The sequence below is a fragment of the Cupriavidus sp. GW821-FHT07C08 genome, from assembly GCF_059419025.1.
This window is the reverse complement of sequence record NZ_JBWKQZ010000004.1, coordinates 227,336-248,552: the sequence shown is the minus strand read 5'-3', so window position 1 is coordinate 248,552 and position 21,217 is coordinate 227,336. Positions and strand designations below refer to the sequence as shown.

Sequence of the window (21,217 nt, the reverse complement as noted above, 5' to 3'; positions counted from 1 at the left end):
GGCGTACGGGCACGCCTTTCGCTTGACCATGGCTACTGGCGCGCACATCGCGTGCAAACGGAGGTAACCATGAAGCATATCCGCCCCTGCCGACTCCTTGCAGCCGTGGCCCTGGCCACTGCCGCAATTCCCGCTATGGCGCAGGCGCCGGGCACGCCCCGCGGCACCTATGACCCCTATTCGCAAGGCGCGCGCAGCACTGACAAGTTCGACCCGTATTCCCAGGGCGCCAACGCTCCCACCCGGACCGACCTGGCGCCCGCGCCAGAGGCCCAGCCTTCGACCATGCCGGCGCAGCCTGGCGTGCCTGACACGACCATGCAGCGCGCCCCGGACCCGTACATGGGCGGCCCACGCTGGGAAAGCCCGGACCTCGGCCGCCGCGTCGGCAAGCCGAACCCGTTCCTGGATGGCAGCTGAGCCTGGCGGCCAGCGCTGCCGGCCATGCGAATGCAACCGGACTTACCGTCTCTTGTAAATCCTGCCCAGGCGCGTGACCCCGGCGACACGCTTGCGGTCGCCGGCGCGCGGGCAGCGCTGCACTGCGCGCGGCCGGCGGACGCGGCCGGCATTGCCAGCATGATGGTGGCCAGCTACAACATCCACCGCGCCGTGGGCACCGACCGCCGCTATCGGCCGGACCGCGTCGCAGCGGTGCTGGAAGAACTGGACGCCGATATCGTCGCGCTGCAGGAGGTGGAATCCGGCAGCAGCAACGACCATACCCTGGAATACCTGGCCGGCCATACCGGCATGCACGTGGTCTCGGGTTTTACGCGCGTGCGCGGCAATGCCGATTATGGCAATGCGCTGCTGGCGCGCTTTGCGCCGCAGGCGGTGAACCAGATCGACCTGACGGTGAAGGGCTGCGAGCCGCGCGGTGCCATCGATGTCACGCTGGCGTGCACGGCGTCTGGCCGGGAGATCGCGCTGCGCGTGATTGCCACCCACCTGGGCCTGCGCCCCGGCGAGCGCCGGCGCCAGGTGCAGCAGTTACTCAACTATGTGGCCGCGGCGCCGCCGTTGCCGACCATCCTGCTCGGTGACGTCAATGAGTGGTTCCTGTGGGGCCGGCCGTTGCGCTGGCTGCATGCGTACTTCGAGCATACGCCGCACACCGCCACCTTCCCGTCGCGCTGGCCTGTGTTTGCGCTCGATCGCATCTGGGTGTCGCCGCGCGCGCACCTGGTGTCGGTGGCCAGCCACCGTTCGCCGCTGGCGCGCGTGGCCTCCGACCATCTGCCGTTGCTGGCTCGTTTTGAAGTGCCCACAGCGCCGACATAGCGGCGGCTTCGATGAGCGTCCTGAAACAAAGACGGCGGTCCCGGGCGCACCGGGGCCGGCGTTCGTCTTGCCGCCCTGATACGCCCTTGCCGGGCGCTATCTAACGCGGTGCGCGGGGTGGGCGCTCCTCGCGCTCATCGGTGTGGTCGGCCTTGTCGACCGGCACTTCGGCCGGCAGGTCTTCGGCGGCATGCACCACTTCATCGGCGATCTCTTCCTCGGGGCTTTCCTCATCCTGCGCCGTGTGGGCCTCATTCTCGCGTTGCTCGATTTCTTCCTCGATATCGTCGGTTTCCTGTTCGAGATCGGGGTCGAGCGTGCTCGGGATATGGCCCGCGTCGGCGCGCGCGGCGCCGGACGCGGTGTTCTCGCGCGAACGGCGGCCGGCGGAGGCCTGCGCGCCTTCGCGCGGCACGGGCGCTGTGCCGCCCACGCGGTCACCGTGGCGTGGGCCGGTACGGTGGGTACGTACGGTCTTGCTCATCGTGCCTCCTGTTCGGTTGGCCCGGCGGATTCAGTAGTTCTCCACCGGCGATTCGCTTTCTTCTGACTGGCCGCCGCGGCGCCTGACTGAAGGCGGCTCGCTGTTCTCGTCCGGAATGTCGTGCTCGCGCTCGACATCATGGCGGCGGTCGCGCCCGGGCTTGCCGCGTTCATGCTCGGTGTCGGGGCCGCCCTTGTGCGGATCGGGGCGCTCGCTGCGGCGCCGCGTGATGTCATGGTCGGGCTGGCGATGGGTGCTCATGGCGTCTCCATGGAGGTTGGCATGGCGCTGCCGGTCAGTCGGTACCGGCGCGCAGCTCGTCTGACACGGCGCTCACGCCGCGCACCGAACGAGCCAGTTCCATTGCCATCGTACGCTGTTTATCGTCGCGCACGGTACCTTCCAGCTTGACCACGCCGTCAGTGGTGGATACACGGATCCGGGCGCGGTCCAGCACGCGCGTGTTTGCCAGGCGCGCCTGGACTTCGGCAGTGATGGCGCGGTCGCTGGCGGCTTCGGTGTCGCGCGGCGCGGCGGTGCGTCCCGTGGACGACGGCGCCGCCGGCGCATCGGCCGGGGCGGCCGTGACGGCCTGGGAGGCGGCCATCGCCAGCACCGCCAGAGGCAGCGCCAGGCGGGCGATGCGGGAGCGTGGTGTCATGACGATCCTCCTGTACTTGGCGGGGCAGGGCGATTCCTGCTCCGCATCTGCCTTAGACCTGCAAGCTCCGTTCCCGGCCCCGGGCGCCGGCGGTGCCTGGCTGGGTCCTGTGCGGCTTGCGGCGCAGGCGCGGCGCTGCCGGCGCGGCACACGCGGCGTAGTTTTTACAGCCGCGGCAGAAACTGCATGTGCCGCCTCCTGGCATCCGTGCGCGTGCCGGCAGGCCGTCGCTGCATGATCGGCGCGATGCTTGCGCGCTGTCGTGTGATTGCGTGCCGTCGTGTCTATAGTGGAGGAAATGCTGGCAAAAACTGGCGAGCGGCAAGTGCCGGCGAGCACAGCCCGCAACGCCGGCCCGATGCCGCGGCGGCACCCTGTGCGCCGCGTGTCGCCGGGCCCGACAGCGCAGCCGGGGGGAGCGGCTCATCCGTTGCGAGGTAGTCATGAACCTAGCCAGCATCCTGTCCACTGTCGTCCTGGCCTCGTCCGTTTCGGTGTCTTCGGCACCGGTGGAGCGCCAGCTGCTTGCGATGACGCCCACGGACTTCGCCCAGCGCTTCAATACCGTGGCCCAGGACACCGGCTCCGGCCTGGCCTTGCCCAGTTTCAAGGTCAAGCCGGGCTGGCACCGTGCCGCGCCCAGCTCGGGGGTATCGGTGCTGGTGCGCGCCAGCCGCTCGGGCTACGCCATCGACGAGGTGGTGGTGGTATGCCGCGAGGTCGAGCGCTGCTTCCTGACCATCTGCACGGCCGCACTTGCGATTGACGACAGCGTCAACCCGCTGCTGCTGCAGCGCTTCATCGTGGCGCGCATCGCGACCGAGCTGGGTGAGGTGGGCCTGGTGATGTCGGGCCTGGCGTATATCGTCGTCACGCCCAAGGAGGACGATTACGTGGCCGTCGTGATCCGGCCCTACCTGCCGCAGGAACGCGGCGCTTCGCCGGGCCAGGCAAGGCGCGAGCCGCAGGACGACGGCGCGCAGCCACCGCAGCACGGCCAGGCCTCGCCGCATGGCACGCCGCGCCATCCGCACGGCCCGCTGACGCCGATCGTGTTGCACACGGCGGCGCAGAAGTCCTGAGACCGCGACCGTTCGCGTTGCCCGGGACCGCTTACGGCTGGCGCAGCAGCAGCGCCACCGGCATGCCGCCCAGCACCTCGCGCAGGCGCAGCCGGCCCATGGGTGCGTCCAGCACATGGCCGGTCAGCGCATCGGTCCAGCGGCTGGGCTGCGGCGCACCCACGTCCAGGATGGTGTCGCCCCAGCCCGCGGGCGGAATGCGCGGCAGGGTCGGGTCGACCTGCGTGGCCGCCAGCCGCGTCACCACCGTGATGGCCTGGTGCGCATGCGCGATGCGGGCAAAGGCCAGCACCTGCGGCACCAGCGCGCCCTGCGCCGCCAGCATGCTGTATTGCCCGTCGGCAAAGAGCCGGGGCTGGGCGCGGCGTACGGCCAGCACCTGGCGTATCAGCTGCTGCTTGATGCGTCCGTCGCGCCAGTGCGCCAGCCAGTGGGCCCAGCCAGCGCTGCAGCCCAGGCGCGCGCGCAGTTGCGCAAAATCGGGCGGGCGCCGGTTGTCCGGGTCCACCAGGCTCAGGTCCCAGCCTTCGCATCCCTGGTAGCGGTCGGGGATGCCCGGTGCGGTCAACTGCACCAGCACCTGTGCCAGGCTGTTGACGGCGCCGGCCACGGCAATGTGCTGCGCAAACTGGCCGATATGCGCCAGCACACCCAATGGCCAGCCCGCCGCGATGGCGCGCAGGAAGGCCTCGCACGCGGCTTCGTAGGCTGCGTCGGGGCAGGTCCAGTTGCCGTGGCGCTTGGCTTCGCGGATGGCCTTGAGCTGCCACGCGGACACGCGTTCCAGGAGCGCGTCGACGGTGTTGCTGCCAGCAGGCTTGCCGATGTCCTCCATCGGCCACGCGCCGACCAGGGTCTGGTACAGCATCAGGCGGTCGCCGGGGTCGGGCGCCTGCGGCAGGGTCGACAGCAGCGGTGCGCACGCGCGTTCCCATGCCGCCACGGCATTGGCCCAGGCGTCGGGCATCTCGCTCAGCACGGCCAGGCGCATGCGTGTGTCTTCGCCGCGCTTGTGGTCGTGGGTCGCAGTGGCCAGCATGGCATGAGGACAGGCCAGGCGCCGCGCCGCCATGCGCGCGTGGAACTGCGCCGGCGGCAGCGCCAGCGTGGCGGGGTCGCTGCCCACCTCGTTGCGCGACAGCAGCCGCCCGTAGCGGTAGAACGCCGTGTCTTCGCCGGCCTTGGCTGCCAGGGCGGGCATCAGTTGCTGCAGGCGGCGGCGCAGCACGCCGGTTTCGCTGTCGGGCGGGGCTGGCGTGCGCAGGCAGCCGCCGATAAAGGCCAGTGCCACGGCCTCGTCCGGGGCCAGGCCGGCGCGCGCCGCCTGCATGGCTTGGTCCAGCATGGCGTCGTCGGCCTGTGCGGCCGAGGTGTCGCGCGCGCCGGGTTGCGCGTCAAAATAGCTGCGGTAGACGGGCACCGCCGCCATCAGCGCGGCCAGCGCGCGCCGCAGCGCCGCGCGTGTCAGGTCGCGCGTGCCGGGCTCCTGCTTCGCGCAGTCGTGCAGGCAGGCGGCCGCGCCTTCGTACTCGGTTACCAGGTGCCGCTCCAGCACCTGGTGCCGCGCCGCCTCGACATGGGCGGCATACGGGCGCGCATCGCCGCTGGCCGATGCCCACAGCGCGCCGAGCGGCGCCTCGCCGTTGCCGTCGTGCAGCACGGCGGCCACATCGTCCATGAAGTCGTAGCCGGTGGTGCCGTCGACCTGCCAGTCCGGCGCCAGGCGTTCGCGCGGGCCCAGGATCTTCTCGACCACCAGCCACGGGTGCGCCAGCCGCAGCAACGGCGGGCGCGCGGCGGCGTGCCGGTCCAGTTCGGCGCGCAGCCGGCGGCAGTAGCCAGCGGGATCGGCCAGGCCGTCGACATGATCGACACGCACGCCATCGATCCAGCCTTCGCGCAGCAGGCGGAAGACCAGCGCGTGGACGGCGTCGAATACCTGCGGGTCTTCCTCGCGCACGCCGACGAGATCGCTGATCTCGAAAAAGCGCCGCCAGTTCAGTGCCGCGGCGGCGGTGCGCCACCAGGCCAGCCGGTAGTGCTGGCGCTCCAGCAGTGCGTGCAGCCGGGTGCGGCCTTCGGCCTGCGTGGGGTCGTACCAGCCGGGCTGGGTTGCGGCGGCGGCATCCACGCTGCCTGGCGCCAGCGGCAGCGAGTGCTCGAAATAGCGCAGGTGGGCGGCATCCTCTGTGCTGGCGGGCACCCATTGCAGCTCGCCCGCCACCAGCGTGTCCCAGTAGGACTGACCCAGCATCGGCAGCAGCACCTTGCCATGCAGGGCGGGGTCGCGCGGGGTCCAGTCGATGTCGAAGCTGGCGGCGCAGCGGCTGGCGCGTCCGTGGGTCAGCACGTCGCGCCACCAGCGGTTGTGGGTGGCGTCCGCCGCCATATGGTTGGGCACGATGTCCAGCACCAGTCCGAGGCCGGCGGCGCGGGCGCGCCCGGCCAGCGCTTTCAGGCCGGGCTCGCCGCCCAGCTCGTCGCGCACGCGGGTGAAGTCGGTGACGTCGTAGCCATGGGTGGAGCCCGGGCGCGCGCTGCACACTGGCGACAGGTACAGGTGGCTGACGCCGAGCGCGGCGTAGTAGTCAACCACGGCGGCGGCATCGGCAAAGGTAAAGCCCGGATGCAGCTGCAGCCGGGCGGTGGCGCGGGGCAGGTCATGGTCGCCGCCATCGCCATGGCTGCCTGGCTGGGATTCCGGCAAGCCGGCGGGCATTATCTTGCGCGCGCCGCGGCGGGCTCGCACATGGTGGCGACGCAGGCCAGCGGCGGCAGCATGCCGGCGGACAGCTCGGCCGCGGCGCCGGGCAGGCTTTCATGCAGCGCCGCGCTCATGTCGCGGCACGGGCGTGTGCATGGCACGGCTTCGCTGCCCAGGTTCAGCCACAGGCTCAGTTCCATGCCGTCCATCAGCCGCCAGCGTGCACACAGCGCGGCCGGGCCCAGGATATCGACGCCGGCCGACTGGCAGCCGGCCAGCCGGTCCAGCAGTTCACGGCGGCGGACGGAGAGCAGTTCGTGGTAGTACGGTGTCCAGTCGCCGTCGTCCTCCAGCTCGGGGCGCGATGCCTCGAAGGTGGCCGGGTCGTTGGGATCGGGGATGGCCGCGGCGCACGCATCGTCGCGGAATGCCGCGGAAGCCGCAAACTCGCGGCGCCGGCCGTCGCGCACGGCCTGTGCCAGTTCGGGCGGGTGACTGGTGAAGTAGAGGAAGGGCCGCTGCGAGCCGGTTTCCTCGCCCATGAACACCAGCGGCACCTGCGGGCACAGCAGCTGCAGCGCCACCGCTGCGCGCAGCGCGTTGCGGTCCGCCAGGCCGGCCAGCCGGTCGCCCATTGCGCGGTTGCCGGTCTGGTCGTGGTTCTGCAAGAAGCAGACGAAGGCCGTGGGCGGCAGGTGCGCGCTGGGCTGGCCGCGGCGCACGCTGTCCGCACTTGACGGCACGCCCGGCGCGGCGGCAGCGCGGTGCGCCGACGGCTCGCCCTGGTAGGCAAAGCCTTCGCCCAGCACGCGTGCAAGGTGGCGCAGCGCGGGCTCGCCGCGCCCCGCAGCCGCATCCTCGCCCTCATCGGCACAGCGGGTGTAGTCGCGGTAGTAGCCGTCGCCCTCGCCGGTCAGCAGCACGTGCAGGGCATGGTGTGCGTCATCGTTCCACTGGGCGTCGTAGCCCTTGGCCAGCAATTCGGCATCATTGTTGTCGTTCTCCAGCACCAGGTGGAGATGGCGGTTGGCACCGTCGCCTTCGGCCAGCATGGTGCGCAGCTCGCCGGGCAGCGCCGCCAGCCAGCCTTCGTCCTCGATCGCGTGCACGGCGTCCAGGCGCAGGCCGTCGAAGCGGAACTGCTCCAGCCAGTAGCGCGCGTTCTCGGTGAAGAAGCGCCGCACCTGCGGCCGGCGGAAATCGATGGCCGGCCCCCATGGGGTCTGCCGGTCCGCGCGGAAGAACGCGCTGGCGTAGCGGTGCAGGTAGTTGCCCTCCGGCCCGAAGTGGTTGTAGACCACGTCCAGCAGCACCATCATGCCGAGCTGGTGGGCGCGGTCCACCAGCGCGCGCAGTTCGTCCGGCGTGCCGTAGGCGGACTCCGGCGCGAATGGCAGCACGCCGTCATAGCCCCAGTTGCGCGCGCCGGGGAACTCCGCCAGCGGCATCAGCTCGACCGCGGTGAAGCCCAGCGCCGCCAGCCGCGGCAGCTGCCGGGCGGCGCCGGCAAAGCCGCCGCACAGGCCCACGTGCATCTCATAGATGATGGCTTCATGCCACGGGCGCCCGCGCCAGTCGGGGCACGCCCACGCAAAGGCGCCAGCCGCGTCGGGAGCGGGCACGATGCTGGGCCCGTGCACATCGTCGGCCTGCCCGCGCGAGGCCGGGTCGGGCACGGTGGTGCCGTCGTCAAGCCGGAACCAGTAGCGTGCCCCTTTGCTGCACGCAACGATGGCCTCGAACCAGCCATTGGCGCCAGCCGCCATGCGCACCGGACCGAGCCCGGCGATCTCCAGCCGTACCGCCTGGCCTTGCTCGGCTGCGTCCGGGGCCCACAGGCGGAACCGCACGCGGCCGTCTGGCAGCCAGGCCGGCCCGAACAGGTAGTCGTGCGCAGGTTCGTCGTTGCCAGGCAGGCCCGGCTGCCCCACGGCAGCGGGCGCTGCAAAGCAGTCGTGCGGGGCCAGGCTGGGCATGGCGGAGCGGGCGCCGGGCGCGAAAAGAAACGGGTTGGCGTGCAAATTCGGCTCCTGGCTTCCGGACAGCTGTGGGAAGTGCCAAGGGAAAGCCGGCCGGATGGCCGGTTTTGGCACGATGCGAACTCCATGCCCGCAGAACGACCCTTTGCGAGGCCGCATGCTGGCGGGGGCTACCGCCAGCGCGGGCTTTGTTACATGGGCCATTGTAGAAACTTCCCGCGCAGTGCGGACGTGCGCTAGCCCACGCCCGCAGTGCCCGTCACATCGCTTACGCGGCGCGCACCGGAGATTCACCCTGCCAGGGCGCACCGCTGGCGCGGTGCAGCAGCCGCACCGGCACCGGCTCGATGTGCCAGATGCGCTCGCAATACTCGCGGATCGCCCGATCTGATGAAAAGCGCCCGGAGCGCGCGCACGACAGCACCGACATGCGTTGCCAGCGCGCCGGCTCGGCAAAGGCCTGCGAGACTTTCTCCTGGCACTCGATGTATGAGGCGAAGTCGGCCATCAGCAGGTAGGGGTCGTGCATCTGCTGCGGGTTGAACAGCGGACGGAACAGCGCCGGGTCGCCGCGCGAGAAGAAGCCCTGCTGGACCAGGTCGATCACCGCGCGCAGCTGCGGGTTGCTGTGGTAGCAGGCGGCAGGGTCGTAGCCGCTTGCACGCAGCGCATAGACCTCTGGCGCGGTCAGGCCGAACGGGAAGAAGTTGTCGTTGCCCACGGCTTCGCGCAGCTCGATATTGGCGCCGTCCATGGTGCCGATATTGAGCGCGCCATTCATCGCGAACTTCATGTTGCCGGTGCCGGACGCTTCCTTGCCCGCCAGCGAGATCTGCTCGGCCAGGTCGGCCGCCGGGTAGATGCGCTGCCCGTAGGTGACGTTGAAGTTGGGCAGGAACACCACCTTGAGCCGGTCGCGCATCTGCGGGTCGCGGTTGACGACGTCGGCCACCGAGGTGATGAAGCGGATCATCAGCTTGGCATAGGCGTAGCCCGGCGCCGCCTTGCCGCCGAACAGGAAGGTGCGCGGCTGGATCTCGGCGCCGGGGTCGGACTTGATGCGGTGGTACAGCGCGATCACATGCAGCACCGCCAGGTGCTGGCGCTTGTATTCGTGGATGCGCTTGACCATCACGTCGAACATGGAGGAAGGGTCCACCACCACGCCGGTGGTGTCGCGGACCAGCTCGGCCAGCGCCACTTTGTTCTGGTGCCGCGCGGCGTGCCATTGTTCGCGAAAGCCCGCGTCCTCGGCATACGGCTCGAGCGCGCGGATCTGCGCCAGGTCAGAGATCCAGCCGTCGCCGATCGCCTCCGACACCAGCCGCGTCAGGCGCGGATTGGACAGCGCCAGCCAGCGCCGCGGCGTCACGCCGTTGGTGATGCTGGTGAACTTCTCAGGCCACATCTCGTAGAAATCCTTGAGCACGTCCTCGCGCATCAGCCGCGAGTGCAGCTCGGCTACGCCGTTGATGGCGTGGCTGCCCACGCACGCCAGGTTGGCCATGCGGACCTGCCGTTCGCCGTACTCATTGATCAGCGACAGCCGCGCCAGGCGCGATTCGTCGCCGTAGAAGCGGATCCGCACCTCGTCCAGCAAGCGCGCGTTGATTTCCAGGATGATCTCGAGATGGCGCGGCAGCACCCGGGCAAACAGCGGCAGCGGCCACTGCTCCAGCGCCTCGGGCAGCAGCGTGTGGTTGGTGTAGGCAAAGGCATTCTGCGTGATGTGCCAGGCCTCGTTCCAGGGCAGGTCATGGTCGTCGACCAGCAGCCGCATCAGCTCGGCAATGCCCACGGCCGGGTGGGTGTCGTTCAGCTGCACCGCGAACTTCTCGTGGAAGCGCGTCACCGGGATGCCGTCGACGGCGAGCAGCCGCAGCATGTCTTGCAGCGAACAGGCGACGAAGAAGTACTGTTGCTCCAGCCGCAGCTCCTTGCCCTGGCTGGTCTCGTCGTTGGGGTAGAGGACCTTGGTCAGATTCTCGGAAGTGACCTTCTTGCTGACCGCGCCCAGGTAGTCGCCGCGGTTGAAGGTATGGAAGTCGAAGGCCTCGGTGGCGTCTGCGCGCCACAGCCGCAGGGTGTTCACGGTATTGACGCGGTAGCCCAGGATCGGCGAGTCGAACGGCACACCCACCACGGTCTTGGCCGGCACCCAGCGTACGCGGTAGTGGCCGCGGTCGTCGGTGTAGTGCTCGGTGTGCCCGCCCAGGCGCACCTGCACGGCCCACTCTGAGCGCTGGATCTCCCAGGGGTTGCCGTTGCGCAGCCAGGTATCGGTCGATTCCACCTGCATGCCGTCGATGATGGTCTGCTGGAAGATGCCGTATTCGTAGCGGATGCCATAGCCGAGCGCGGGGATTTCCAGCGTCGCCAGCGAATCCATGAAGCAGGCCGCCAGCCGGCCCAGGCCGCCATTTCCCAGCCCCGGCTCGACCTCTTGCTCCAGGATGCGGTCGAGGTCCAGCCCGGCAGCGGCCATGGCCTCGCGCACCTCGTCGAAGATGCCCAGGTTGATCAGGTTGTTGCCCAGGTGCGGGCCCATCAGGAATTCCGCCGACAGGTAGGCGACGGTGCGCGAGGGCTGGCCCAGGTAGGCTTCGGCGGTGCTGATCCAGCGCTGCACCAGGCGGTCGCGCACGGTATGCGCCGCGGCCTGGTAGAGGTCGTTCTGGCTGGCGTGGCCGGGCAGCTTGCCCTGGGTATGGAAGACGTGGTCGAGGAAGGCCCGGCGCAGGCTGGCGCCGGACAGTGCGGTACGGGTGTCATCGGCATGCTCGGGCCGGACAGATTCCTTCATGGCGAGGCTCCTGCGCATGTACGTGCGTCAAGCTTAGTGGATGGGGCAATCCCTGCAGGGAGATCGCGGCGCTGGTCTTGCAGGCGGCACTTATTGCGGGCGACCGGTGGCTACGCGCGTGGCGGCGGATGGCGTGCGCCGTGCCGGCCGCCGCGCAAGGCGTCGGCCCGCGCCCGCACCACCGGGGTATCGAACAGCGCACGTACATCGGCATCGAGCCGGCGCTGCCAGTTGGGATGGACGCTGGTGGTGCCGGGCAGGTTGGGCTGCTCGGCCTCGCCCAGCAGGTCTTCCAGCGGCACCAGGCGCATGGCGGTGCGCGCCGTGCCCAGCCACGCCAGCACGGCATCGAGCGGGGCATGGGCAGGGCCCGGCACGGCGCCGCTGCACAGCCCCGCTTCGCACAGCGCCTGCCAGAGCGCGCCGCGCTCGCGCGCACGGCCGGCTTGCATCGCTGCCAGGGTTTCGCCGGGCGCCAGCAGGTGCAGCCGGTCGCGCCACGCTAGGTCACGGCCGGCCCACCAGCCGGTGACTGTGGGGAGGTCGTGCGTCGAGGTGGTGGCGACGGCATCGGGCGGCCAGGCTGCGGGAGGCAGGAAGGCCGGCACGGTGTCGGGCGCAGGGGCGGGCACCCGCTGAGCTGCTTCCGCGGCATCGGCTGGCGTGCTCTCTTCGCGCTGGAACCACAGCACATCGATGCCCAGCACGCCACGGGCCGACAGCGCCGCATTCAGCTCCGGCGGCACCGTGCCCAGGTTTTCGCCGATGATGATCGCGCGGTGCCGCCATGATTCCAACGCCACCAGCCGCAGCAGGTCCTGCAGCGGATAGCGCAGGTAGGCGCCTTCACTGGCCGGGGCACCGGCCGGCACCAGCCACATGCGTGCCAGCCCCAGCACATGGTCGATGCGCAGCCCGCCGGCATGGGCCAGGTTGGCGCGCAGCATCTCCAGGAAGGCCGCATAGCCGCGGTGGCGCAGCCCGCGCGGCGAGAACACCGCCACGCCCCAGTCCTGCCCGAGCGGGTTGTACAGGTCCGGCGGCGCGCCTGCGTGGAAGCCGGCCAGGATCTCCTGTTGCCGCGTCCAGGCCTGGCTGCCGCCAGGGTCGGCGCCCACCGCCAGGTCGGAAACGATGCCGACCGCCATGCCCGCGCCGCGCGCCGCACGCTGCGCGCGTGCCATGCCGTCGGCGGCAATCCATTGCAGGAAAGCGTGGTAGGCGACCTCATCGGCATGGGCCTGTGCAAAGGCCGCCACGGCGGCATCGTCGGGCGAGCGCAGCGTGACCGGCCAGCAGCGCCAGTCAGGCGCGGCGTTGTGGTTCAAGCCGTTGGCGCTGTCGGCCAGCCGCCGGGCCTGGATGGCTTCGTAGCAGGCGTGCGCGTGCAACGCGGTGCCGCCGCGCGCGCGAAAGGCGGCGCAGTCATCGAGCGCCGCGCGCGGCAGCAGCGCTTCGCTGTGCTCCCATAGCCACCGCAGGATGGCGTAGCGCAGCGGTGTCAGCCTGATCCAGTCGATCTCGCTGCGGGCTTCCAGCGCTTGCAGCGCCTCGCCTGCGCCGAGCGCGGCGACGGCCCAGTCTACCGCGGCCTGCCCGAATTGCACGGCGGGGTCGGCATAGAGCGGATTCAGGAACAGGCGGCTGGACGGCGCATACGGGCTATAGCGCTTGGGCAGGGCGGCAAAGCCGGCGTGCAGCGGGTTGATGGCCACCGCGTCGGCGCTGGCGCCGGCCGCGCTGATGCAGCACTGCGCCAGCGCGCTCAGGTCGCCCATGCCGCAGGGCGCGCCGCGGCGCAGGCCGTAGAGCTGCACTGCCAGGCCCCAGGGCCGGCTCAGTTCGCCCGCGCGGCCGGCGTGCCGCAGCGCATCGGCAACGCCGTAGCAGCGCGGCGGCGCGATCGCCAGCACGGTGTGCGCATCGCCCAGTTCCAGGCGGTGGTAGCCGCATACGTCGATGGCAGGCAGCAGCATGGTGCCGTCGCTGTTGCGCGCGCTGTCATCGTTGCCACGCACCGCGGTGCCGGTGACGATGGCGCCGTCTTCCAGCGTCAGCCGGTAGGGCCGCTGCGGCAGGGTATGCGGCCACGGCACCGCCACCGGCTTGCCGCGCTCGGCGGTGACCAGCGGCGGCAGTGCATGCGCGGCGTCATCGGAGGCAAGCCACGCGCGCGACGCTTCGCACTGGCCAGTGGTGGCGCCGGGCAGGCCCAGGCCGTCCAGCACGCGCCGCAGCGCGGCGTCGGAGACAGTCTGGGGCTGGTTCCAGGCATCCGTCCACCGGGGCAGCAAGCCGGCGCGCAGCGCCAGCGCATGCAGCGGCGTGGGCGCGTCGTGGCGGGTGGCGCGCCGGCTCACGCTTGTGCCTCCTGCGGCGCGCCCAGGGGCGGGCTTTCCTGGGGCGCGCTCTGGCGGCTGCGGGCCTGGGCCGCCAGCAGCACCAGCGAGTGGCCCGCCACCACCTGGCTGTCGGCGACCGCCTCACCCGCGAGTTCGGCCTCGGTGGCGTCGGGCCGGCTGCTGTCGAACAGCAGCGTCCAGGCCAGCGCGGGCTCGGGCAGCAGGAAGGAGGCATCGGCATCGCCGGCGTTGAGCAGCAGCAAGGTCACCTGCACGGTGTCGGCATCGGTCTCCTCCTCTTGTGCCAGCGAGCCCAGCTGCGCACGCTCCGGTTGGGGCGGCGCTGCCGCGCGCCGCAGCGCGAGCGTGCGGATCTCCGGGTCGGCCCATTCCTCGGGCGTGGGCGGCTTGCCGTCGGTATCGAACCAGGCTATATCGGCAATGCCCCGCGCCGGCTCCTCGCGCCCGTGCGCGAAGCGGTCGCCGGCCAGCGAGTGCAGCCGCCGGCGCAGGCCCAGCAGGCGGCGCACCATGTGCTGCAGCGGCTGCGCGCCGGGCGTCTGGGCCTGCTTCCAGTCCAGCCACGAGATCTCGTCGTCCTGGCAGTAGGCGTTGTTGTTGCCTTGCTGGCTGCGGCCCCATTCATCGCCGGCGGTCAGCATCGGGGTGCCCTGCGACAGCAGCAGCGTGGCCATCAGCGCCTGCGCCACGCGCGCGCGGCAGGCCAGGATGGCGGGGTCGTCGGTGGGGCCTTCGACGCTGCCGTCGGGGCTCCAGTTGGCGCTGGCATTGTCGTCGGTGCCGTCGCGGTTGTCTTCGCCGTTGGCCTCGTTGTGCTTGCTGCTGTAGCTGACCAGGTCGGCCAGCGTGAAGCCGTCGTGCGCGGTGATGAAGTTGATGCTGGCCCACGGGCGCCGGTGGCGGCGGTCGAAGAGGTCGGCCGAGGCCGCCAGCCGCGCCGCCAGTTCGCCGCGGTGGCCGGCGTCGCCGCGCCAGAAGCGGCGCGCCACGTCGCGGAACTTGTCGTTCCACTCGGCAAAGCCGGGCGGGTGGTTGCCAAGCTGGTAGCCGCCCGGGCCCAGGTCCCACGGCTCGGAGATCAGCTTGACGCGGCTCAGCACCGGGTCCTGCATCAGCGCATCGAAAAAGCCCGAGCCCGCATCGAAGCCATTGCCCTCGCGCCCGAGGGTGGTGCCCAGGTCGAAGCGGAAGCCATCGACGTGGTAGCACTGCACCCAGTAGCGCAACGAGTCCATCACCATCTGCAGCACGCGCGGATGCGACAGGTTGAGTGTATTGCCGCAGCCGGTATCGTTGATGTAGTGGCGCTCGTCGCCCGGCACCAGCCGGTAGTAGCTGGCGTTGTCCAGCCCGCGCCACGACACCGTCGGCCCCAGCGCGTTGCCCTCGCAGGTATGGTTGTAGACCACGTCCAGGACCACTTCGATGCCGGCCGCGTGCAGGCGCCGCATCGCCACCTTGAATTCCTGCAGTTGCCCGGTGCCCAGGTAGGCGGGCTCGGGCGCGAAGTACGCCATGGTGTTGTAGCCCCAGTAGTTGCGCAGTCCGCGCTCCAGCAGGAAGCGGTCCTGCAGGATGGCGTGGACCGGCAGCAGCTCGACGGTGGTGATGCCGAGCTGCACCAGGTGGTCGATAAAGCGCGGGTCGCACAGCGCGGCGAAGGAACCGCGCAGGTTGGGCAGCAGGTCGTCGCGCAGCATCGACAGCCCACGCAGGTGGGCTTCATAGATGACGGTGGACGGCCACGGCACCGCGGGCGGGCGGTCGTCGCCCCAGTGGAAGCTTTCGTCGACCACCACTGCCTTGGGCATGGTTGGGGCGCTGTCGCGGCGATCCGGTGTCAGGTCGCCGCGCGCACTCTGCAGGCGGTAGCCGAACAGCGCATCGGACCAGCGCACCGGGCCGCTCAACTGGCGCGCATATGGGTCCAGCAGCAGCTTGTGCGGGTTGAAGCGGTGGCCATGCGCGGGATCGTAGGGGCCGTGCGCGCGGTAGCCGTACAACGTGCCGAGCGCCGCATTGGGCAGGTAGCCGTGCCAGATCTCGTCGGTGCATTCCGGCAGCCGCAGGCGCGCGAGCTCCTTGCGCCCGTTGTCGGAGAACAGGCACAGGTCGATGCGCGAGGCATGGGCCGAGAACACCGCGAAATTGACACCCAGGCCGTCCCAGTGGGCCCCGAGGGGATACGGTTTGCCCGGCAGCAGCCGGTCCGCGAACTGGCGGCTCATGTCGATGCGCCCTGGATGCCGCCACCCGGATCGAAGCGCAGCACCAGCGTGGCCAGCGGCGGCAGCGTCAGCGCGAGCGAAGCCGGTTGCCCGTGCGAAGGCACGTCCACTGCCGCTACCGCGCCGCCGTTGCCGACATTGCTGCCGCCATACACGGCGGCATCGGTATTCAGGCATTCCTGCCAGGCGCCGGCGTACGGCACCCCGAGCCGGTAGCCATGGCGCGGCACCGGGGTCATGTTGACCACCACCAGTACCACCTCGCGGCTGTATGGGCCCGCGCGGCGCAGCCACGCGAACACGCTGTTGTGGTTGTCGTCGCCCACTACCCAATGGAAGCCTTCCGGGCGGTGATCCAGCGCATGCAGCGCGGGCAGCTCACGGTAGAGGCGGTTCAGGTCACGCACCAGCGTGTGCACGCCGCGGTGCATGGGGTGGTCCAGCAAGGCCCAGTCAAGCTCGGCATCGTGGTTCCATTCCTGCCACTGCGCCAGCTCGCCGCCCATGAACAGCAGCTTCTTGCCCGGGTGCGCCCACATGAAGCCGTAGTAGGCGCGCAGGCCGGCAAAACGCTGCCACTCGTCGCCGGGCACCTTGCCGATCATCGAGCCCTTGCCGTGCACCACTTCGTCATGCGACAGCGGCAGCACGAAGGCCTCGGACCACGCATAGACCAGCCCGAACGTCATGTCCTGGTGGTGCCAGGCGCGATGGACCGGCTCGTGCCCGAGATAGTGCAGCGTGTCATGCATCCAGCCCATGTTCCACTTGAAGTCGAAGCCAAGCCCGCCGCTGGCGACGCTGGCGGTCACGCCCGGCCACGCGGTGGATTCTTCGGCGATGGTCAGCGCACCGGGGCAGCGTTCGTGGACCACGGCGTTCAGTTCGCGCAGGAAGTCGACGGCTTCCAGGTTTTCCCGGCCGCCGAAACGGTTCGGCACCCACTGGCCGGGCTCGCGGCTGTAGTCGCGGTAGAGCATGGATGCCACCGCGTCCACGCGCAGGCCGTCGGCATGGAAGTGCTCCAGCCAGTGCAGCGCGCCGGCCAGCAGGAAGCCGCGCACCTCGTTGCGGCCGAGGTTGTAGATCAGGGTGTTCCAGTCCTGGTGGAAGCCTTCGCGCGGGTCCTCGTGCTCATAGAGCGCGGTGCCGTCGAAGCGAGCCAGCCCGTGCGGATCGGTCGGGAAGTGCGCGGGCACCCAGTCCAGGATCACGCCGATGCCGGCCTGGTGGCAGCGGTCGATAAACGCGGCGAAGGCCTGCGGCGGCCCCAGCCGCGCGGTGGGCGCGTACAGCGACAGCGGCTGGTAGCCCCAGGAGCCGCCAAACGGGTGCTCGGTGATGGGCAGCAGTTCGATATGGGTAAAGCCCAGTTCCTGCACGTACGGCACCAGCCGCTCGGCCAGGATGTCCCAGCCGCGTTGCGGGTCGTTGGCCGCCTGCAACCACGACAGGGCATGGATCTCATAGACGGACATCGGCGCGGCATAGGGATCAGCGGCGCCGCGGCGCGCCATCCAGTCGGCGTCATGCCAGGCGAAGGGGGGCGCGCCCTGGTCCGGTCCGGCCACCACCGAGGCGGTGGCGGGGGGTGCCTCGGTGGCCAGCGCGAGCGGGTCGGCCTTGTCCGGCAGCTCGGTGCCGTGCGGGTCGAGCAGGTCGTACTTGTAGCGGCTGCCGGGCTGCGCGCCCAGCGCGGCGGGGATGAACAGTTCCCAGATGCCGCTGGGGTGTCGCAGCCGCATCGGGTGCCGCGCCGGGTGCCAGCCGTTGAAGTCAGCGATCACCGAGACCCGCTGCGCGTTCGGCGCCCACACGGCAAAGCGCACGCCGTCGATGCCGTCCACGCGTTGGCACTGGGCACCCAGGCAGGCGCCCAGCTCGAAGTGGCGGCCCTCGGCGATCAGGTGCAGGTCCAGCTCGCCCAGCAGCAGGCCAAAGGCGTAAGGGTCGGCGCTGCACTGCCCGCTGCCGTCGGACCATTGCACGCGCAGCCGGTAATCGGGCGCACTGCCCTTGTATTCGCGCGGCAGCCGCGCGGCGAAGACGCCGCCGCCATGCAGCCGCGCCATCTCCGCCAGTGGCGTGCCGCCCGCATCGGTCAGCTGCGCCGACGCCGCCCCCGGCAGGCAGGCGCGCACCAGCGTGCCATCGCCGTCAGGGTGCGGACCCAGCACGGCAAACGGGTCCTGGTGGCGGGCACCGAGCAGGGCCTCGAGCTCGTGGCCCGGCAGCATGCCAGGCTGCGTACCGTGGGCGGGGGTCATGGCTGGTCTCCCGGCGCCAGCAGCTTGCGCAGCAGGCGCGCCAGGCCGCTGACCGGCAGGTCGATCCACGCCACGCGGTTGGCGGCTTCGTAGTCGACCTCATAGGCCGCCCGTTCCAGCAGGAACAGGTCCAGCAACGGCTGCAGCTGGTCGGGCGCGACCCAGGGTGTGCCCGAGTCCTGCATGTGCTGGTGGTAGCAGTTCAGGAAGGCTTCGCTGGCGGTGGTACGGAAGCGCTCCAGCAGCACCGCGCGGCGTTCGGCCAGCTGCGGCGGCAGTTCGCTGTGGGTGCGCTCCTGGCGGTCGGTGCCGACCGTGGCCGCGGCGTAGTCCAGCGAGCGCAGCAGCCCGGCCACATCGCGCAACGGCGAGGTCTTGCGCCGGCGCCAGTCCAGCGGCAGGCCGGGCTCGCCCTCGAAGTCGACCAGGTAGGTATCGTTCTGCGCAATCAGCACCTGGCCCAGGTGGAAGTCGCCGTGGATGCGCGTCTGCAGGCTGCCCGGCGCGGCGGCGGCGAGCTGTTCGACCAGCGCGGGCAGCGCGTCGCGCGCGGCCATCAGGGTCTGCACGTCGGCCTCGAAGGCCTGGCGCACCGGTCCCGGCACGGTGGCGGGCGCAGACTCCAGCCGCGTCAGCGCGCGCTGCAGCGCACGCATGGCTTGCTCGGCCCACGCGCGCGCATCGCCTTCGGTGGCCGGCAACGGCGCGAAGGCGTCGTCGCCGGTGGGCCGTGCCAGCACCGCATGGAGCTCGGCCAGCCGGCGGCCGAGCGTGCCAGCCAGCGCGGAGTAGCCGTTCATGGCCTCGGCAAACTCGTCCTCGCTCTCCTGCGAGGGCAGCGCGTCATCGATGGCGCGGCCCAGGTAGTCCAGGGTCCAGTCCCAGCCATTGCCCTGGTTCAGGACATAGCCCTGCAGCAGCATCAGCGTATGCGGCACGCCATCCGGCCCGGTGCGCACCACCTCGCCCAGCAGCGGCGCCGCGTGCGCATAGGCTTGCGCGGTCAGGTAGCGCGTCATCTCGGCCTCGGGGTGGATGCCGCCAGAGACCCGGCGCACCATTTTGAGCACGGCGGTGTTGTTGTAAGACAGCGAGCTGTTGGACTGCTCGGCCGACATGTATTCGATCGGGTCGAGCTCCAGCTTCAGTTCCAGCGCTGCCAAGCCGGGCTCGGCGCGGAAGTGGATGATGTCGTTCCCGGCATGCATCTGCACGTCATTGCGCAGCGCGCGCACCACCTCGCGCGCAAAGGGCTCGACCACGAAGCCGTCGGTGGCCAGCCCCACGCGGCTGCCCTGGCGCACACGCGCCATCGACAGGCCATGTGCCAGCTGCGACACGCTGTCGGCGCTCTCCCGGTCCCACAGGATGCCCAGCGGCAGCTGGTAGCGTTCGGTGCGGCCAGGCAGGACCACCTCGACCTCGCCCAGGTAGACATCCTCGCCGCTGCTGCCGCGCGCAAATGGCAGCACATAGGCCAGCTCGATGCGCTCGATGCGCTCATGCTTGGCGCCGAACCAGCGGCGCCGGCCGATGTAGTGCGGCAGCACATCGCTGGCCATGATGCGGCGCGAGGCGTCGGTCAGCTCCGGCCGGCCAATGCTCTGCATCACAAGGGTGATCTGGTCTGGCATTTGCTCAGGCGCCTCCACGTGCCACGACGGCGGCTGGGCCTCGTCGCTGAGCACGAACCAGTAGAAGCCATAGGGCGGCAGCGTCAGCAGGTAGGTCAGCGTGCCGATGGCCGGGAACGGCGTGGCGCCCATCATCTCCACCGGCACGCGGGCGTTGAAGGCAGACAGGTCCAGCTCAACCGCCTGCGGCGCGCGCGACAGGTTGGCCACGCACAGGATGTGCTCGTCCTCGTATTCGCGCAGGTAGGCCAGGATCTTGCGGTTGCCGGGAAACAGGAAGCGCAGCGTGCCGCGGCCAAAGGCGTGGTGCTTGCGCCGCAGCGCCAGCATGCGCCGCATCCAGTTCAGCAGCGAATGCGGGTCGCGCGCCTGCGCCTCGACGTTGACGGCCTCGTAGCCATACAGCGGGCCTTGCAGCGGCGGCAGCACCAGGCGCTCGGGGTCGGCGTGCGAGAAGCCGCCGTTGCGGTCGGGCGACCACTGCATCGGCGTGCGCACGCCGTCGCGGTCGCCCAGGTGGATGTTGTCGCCCATGCCGATCTCGTCGCCGTAGTAGATCACCGGCGTGCCCGGCATCGAGAACAGCAGGCTGTTCATCAGCTCGATGCGGCGGCGGTCGCGTTCCATCAGCGGCGCCAGCCGGCGGCGGATGCCCAGGTTGATGCGCGCGCGCCGGTCGGTGGCGTAGACCTCCCACAGGTAGTCGCGCTCGCTGCTGGTCACCATCTCCAGCGTCAGTTCGTCATGGTTGCGCAGGAAGATGGCCCACTGGCAGTTGGGCGGCACCTCCGGCGTCTGGCGCATGATGTCGGTGATCGGGAAGCGGTCTTCGCGGGCGATCGCCATGTACATGCGCGGCATCAGCGGGAAGTGGAAGGCCATGTGGCATTCGTCGCCCTCCGGCTCGGGCCCGGTCAGGCCGAAGTACTGCTGCGCGTCCTCGGGCCACATATTGGCTTCGGCCAGCAGCATGCGCCCGCGGAAGTGCTGGTCCAGGTGGGCGCGGATATGGCGGATGACCGCGTGTGTCTCCGGCAGGTTCTCGTTGCTGGTGCCCTCGCGCTCGACCAGGTAGGGCACGGCGTCCAGGCGCAGGCCATCGATGCCCATGTCGAGCCAGAAGCGCATCACCGACAGCACTTCATTGAGCACCTGCGGGTTGTCGAAGTTCAGGTCCGGCTGGTGCGAGTAGAAGCGGTGCCAGAAGTAGGCGCCGGCCACCGGGTCCCAGCTCCAGTTGGATTTCTCGGTATCGCAGAAGATGATGCGGGTGCCCGCGTAGGACTGGTCGTGGTCGGACCACACGTAGTACCGGCGCGCGGCAGAGCCGGGCTTGGCCTTGCGCGCGCGCTGGAACCAGGGGTGCTGGTCCGAGGTGTGGTTGATCACCAGTTCGGTGATCACGCGCAGCCCGCGTGCATGGGCCGCCGCCACGAAGCGCCTGGCCTCGGCCAGCGTGCCGTAGTCGGGATGGACATTGCGGTAGTCGGCGATGTCGTAGCCGTCGTCGCGTCGCGGCGACGGGTAGAACGGCAGCAGCCAGACGGTGTCCACGCCCAGGTTGACTAGGTAGTCGAGCTTGGCCAGCAGCCCGGCAAAATCGCCCACGCCATCGCCGTTGGCGTCGTAGAAGGACTTGATGTGGAGCTGGTAGATGACCGCGTCCTTGTACCAGAGCGGATCGGCGTTGAGCAGGTCGGCACTGCCGGTTTCGGTAAGGCGTTTCAT

The 21,217-nt window shown here is 70.3% G+C and carries 13 protein-coding genes; 3 read left to right on the top strand and 10 right to left on the bottom strand.

All coding sequences use genetic code 11. The features are described 5' to 3' along the window. Positions 1-69 precede the first annotated feature (69 nt). Positions 70-420: an endonuclease gene (locus AC07UK_RS08025; RefSeq protein ID WP_436223175.1), complete on the top strand. Its 351-nt coding sequence runs from the start codon at positions 70-72 to the stop codon at positions 418-420. Positions 421-444: 24 nt separating this feature from the next. Continuing rightward, the gene (locus AC07UK_RS08020) at positions 445-1,284 is read left to right on the top strand and encodes an endonuclease/exonuclease/phosphatase family protein (protein WP_494685598.1); all 840 of its coding nucleotides are present in this window, start codon (positions 445-447) and stop codon (positions 1,282-1,284) included. Between the two features lie 100 nt (positions 1,285-1,384). Here the strand turns inward: AC07UK_RS08020 and AC07UK_RS08015 are convergent, their stop codons facing one another. From AC07UK_RS08015 to AC07UK_RS08005, 3 genes are read right to left on the bottom strand one after another with little or no spacing between them, the layout of a single operon-like run. After that, a complete protein-coding gene (locus tag AC07UK_RS08015) occupies positions 1,385-1,768 on the bottom strand; it encodes a hypothetical protein (protein WP_153953474.1) in 384 nt (127 codons plus the stop codon). Between the two features lie 30 nt (positions 1,769-1,798). Then, a complete protein-coding gene (locus tag AC07UK_RS08010) occupies positions 1,799-2,029 on the bottom strand; it encodes a hypothetical protein (RefSeq protein WP_436223177.1) in 231 nt (76 codons plus the stop codon). A gap of 34 nt (positions 2,030-2,063) precedes the next feature. Further along, positions 2,064-2,429 carry a BON domain-containing protein gene (locus tag AC07UK_RS08005; protein ID WP_153953475.1) on the bottom strand — a complete coding sequence of 122 codons (366 nt, stop codon included), beginning with the start codon at positions 2,427-2,429 and terminating at the stop codon, positions 2,064-2,066. 443 nt (positions 2,430-2,872) lie between these two features. Here AC07UK_RS08005 and AC07UK_RS08000 point away from each other — a divergent pair, with 443 nt between their 5' ends. Further along, positions 2,873-3,511: a malto-oligosyltrehalose synthase gene (locus tag AC07UK_RS08000; RefSeq protein WP_436223178.1), complete on the top strand. Its 639-nt coding sequence runs from the start codon at positions 2,873-2,875 to the stop codon at positions 3,509-3,511. Between the two features lie 31 nt (positions 3,512-3,542). On the opposite strand, the gene treY is transcribed toward AC07UK_RS08000, so the two are convergent. The 7 genes from treY to treS all read right to left on the bottom strand — a co-directional run bounded on the left by treY (position 3,543) and on the right by treS (position 21,217). Then, positions 3,543-6,230, bottom strand: a complete 2,688-nt coding sequence (gene treY / locus AC07UK_RS07995; RefSeq protein ID WP_494685597.1) for a malto-oligosyltrehalose synthase — start codon at positions 6,228-6,230, stop codon at positions 3,543-3,545. Beyond that, the gene (gene treZ, locus AC07UK_RS07990) at positions 6,230-8,236 is read right to left on the bottom strand and encodes a malto-oligosyltrehalose trehalohydrolase (protein ID WP_494685596.1); all 2,007 of its coding nucleotides are present in this window, start codon (positions 8,234-8,236) and stop codon (positions 6,230-6,232) included. The genes treY and treZ overlap by 1 nt, the downstream gene beginning before the upstream one ends. 226 nt (positions 8,237-8,462) lie before the next feature. Beyond that, positions 8,463-10,997, bottom strand: coding sequence for a glycogen/starch/alpha-glucan phosphorylase (locus AC07UK_RS07985; protein WP_436223181.1), 2,535 nt, complete (start codon positions 10,995-10,997; stop codon positions 8,463-8,465). A 110-nt stretch (positions 10,998-11,107) separates the two neighbouring features. Beyond that, entirely contained in the window at positions 11,108-13,357 is a 2,250-nt protein-coding gene (gene malQ / locus AC07UK_RS07980; protein ID WP_494685595.1) for a 4-alpha-glucanotransferase, read from the bottom strand. Next, positions 13,354-15,588: a glycogen debranching protein GlgX gene (gene glgX, locus AC07UK_RS07975; RefSeq protein WP_494685594.1), complete on the bottom strand. Its 2,235-nt coding sequence runs from the start codon at positions 15,586-15,588 to the stop codon at positions 13,354-13,356. The genes malQ and glgX overlap by 4 nt, the downstream gene beginning before the upstream one ends. Further along, positions 15,585-17,855 carry a 1,4-alpha-glucan branching protein GlgB gene (gene glgB / locus AC07UK_RS07970; RefSeq protein ID WP_494685593.1) on the bottom strand — a complete coding sequence of 757 codons (2,271 nt, stop codon included), beginning with the start codon at positions 17,853-17,855 and terminating at the stop codon, positions 15,585-15,587. Before glgB ends, glgX begins: the two co-directional genes overlap by 4 nt. Then, positions 17,852-21,217: a maltose alpha-D-glucosyltransferase gene (gene treS / locus AC07UK_RS07965; RefSeq protein ID WP_494685592.1), complete on the bottom strand. Its 3,366-nt coding sequence runs from the start codon at positions 21,215-21,217 to the stop codon at positions 17,852-17,854. The genes glgB and treS overlap by 4 nt, the downstream gene beginning before the upstream one ends.

Bases quoted from the DNA above. Each gene is read 5' to 3' on its own strand.
- treY (WP_494685597.1), bottom strand. From the start codon at position 6,230: ATGCCCGCCGGCTTGCCGGAATCCCAGCCAGGCAGCCATGGCGATGGC.
- treS (WP_494685592.1), bottom strand. From the start codon at position 21,217: ATGAAACGCCTTACCGAAACCGGCAGTGCCGACCTGCTCAACGCCGAT.
- glgX (WP_494685594.1), bottom strand. From the start codon at position 15,588: ATGAGCCGCCAGTTCGCGGACCGGCTGCTGCCGGGCAAACCGTATCCC.
- AC07UK_RS08020 (WP_494685598.1), top strand. From the start codon at position 445: ATGCGAATGCAACCGGACTTACCGTCTCTTGTAAATCCTGCCCAGGCG.
- AC07UK_RS07985 (WP_436223181.1), bottom strand. From the start codon at position 10,997: ATGAAGGAATCTGTCCGGCCCGAGCATGCCGATGACACCCGTACCGCA.
- glgB (WP_494685593.1), bottom strand. From the start codon at position 17,855: ATGACCCCCGCCCACGGTACGCAGCCTGGCATGCTGCCGGGCCACGAG.
- AC07UK_RS08015 (WP_153953474.1), bottom strand. From the start codon at position 1,768: ATGAGCAAGACCGTACGTACCCACCGTACCGGCCCACGCCACGGTGAC.
- AC07UK_RS08000 (WP_436223178.1), top strand. From the start codon at position 2,873: ATGAACCTAGCCAGCATCCTGTCCACTGTCGTCCTGGCCTCGTCCGTT.
- AC07UK_RS08025 (WP_436223175.1), top strand. From the start codon at position 70: ATGAAGCATATCCGCCCCTGCCGACTCCTTGCAGCCGTGGCCCTGGCC.
- AC07UK_RS08010 (WP_436223177.1), bottom strand. From the start codon at position 2,029: ATGAGCACCCATCGCCAGCCCGACCATGACATCACGCGGCGCCGCAGC.
- AC07UK_RS08005 (WP_153953475.1), bottom strand. From the start codon at position 2,429: ATGACACCACGCTCCCGCATCGCCCGCCTGGCGCTGCCTCTGGCGGTG.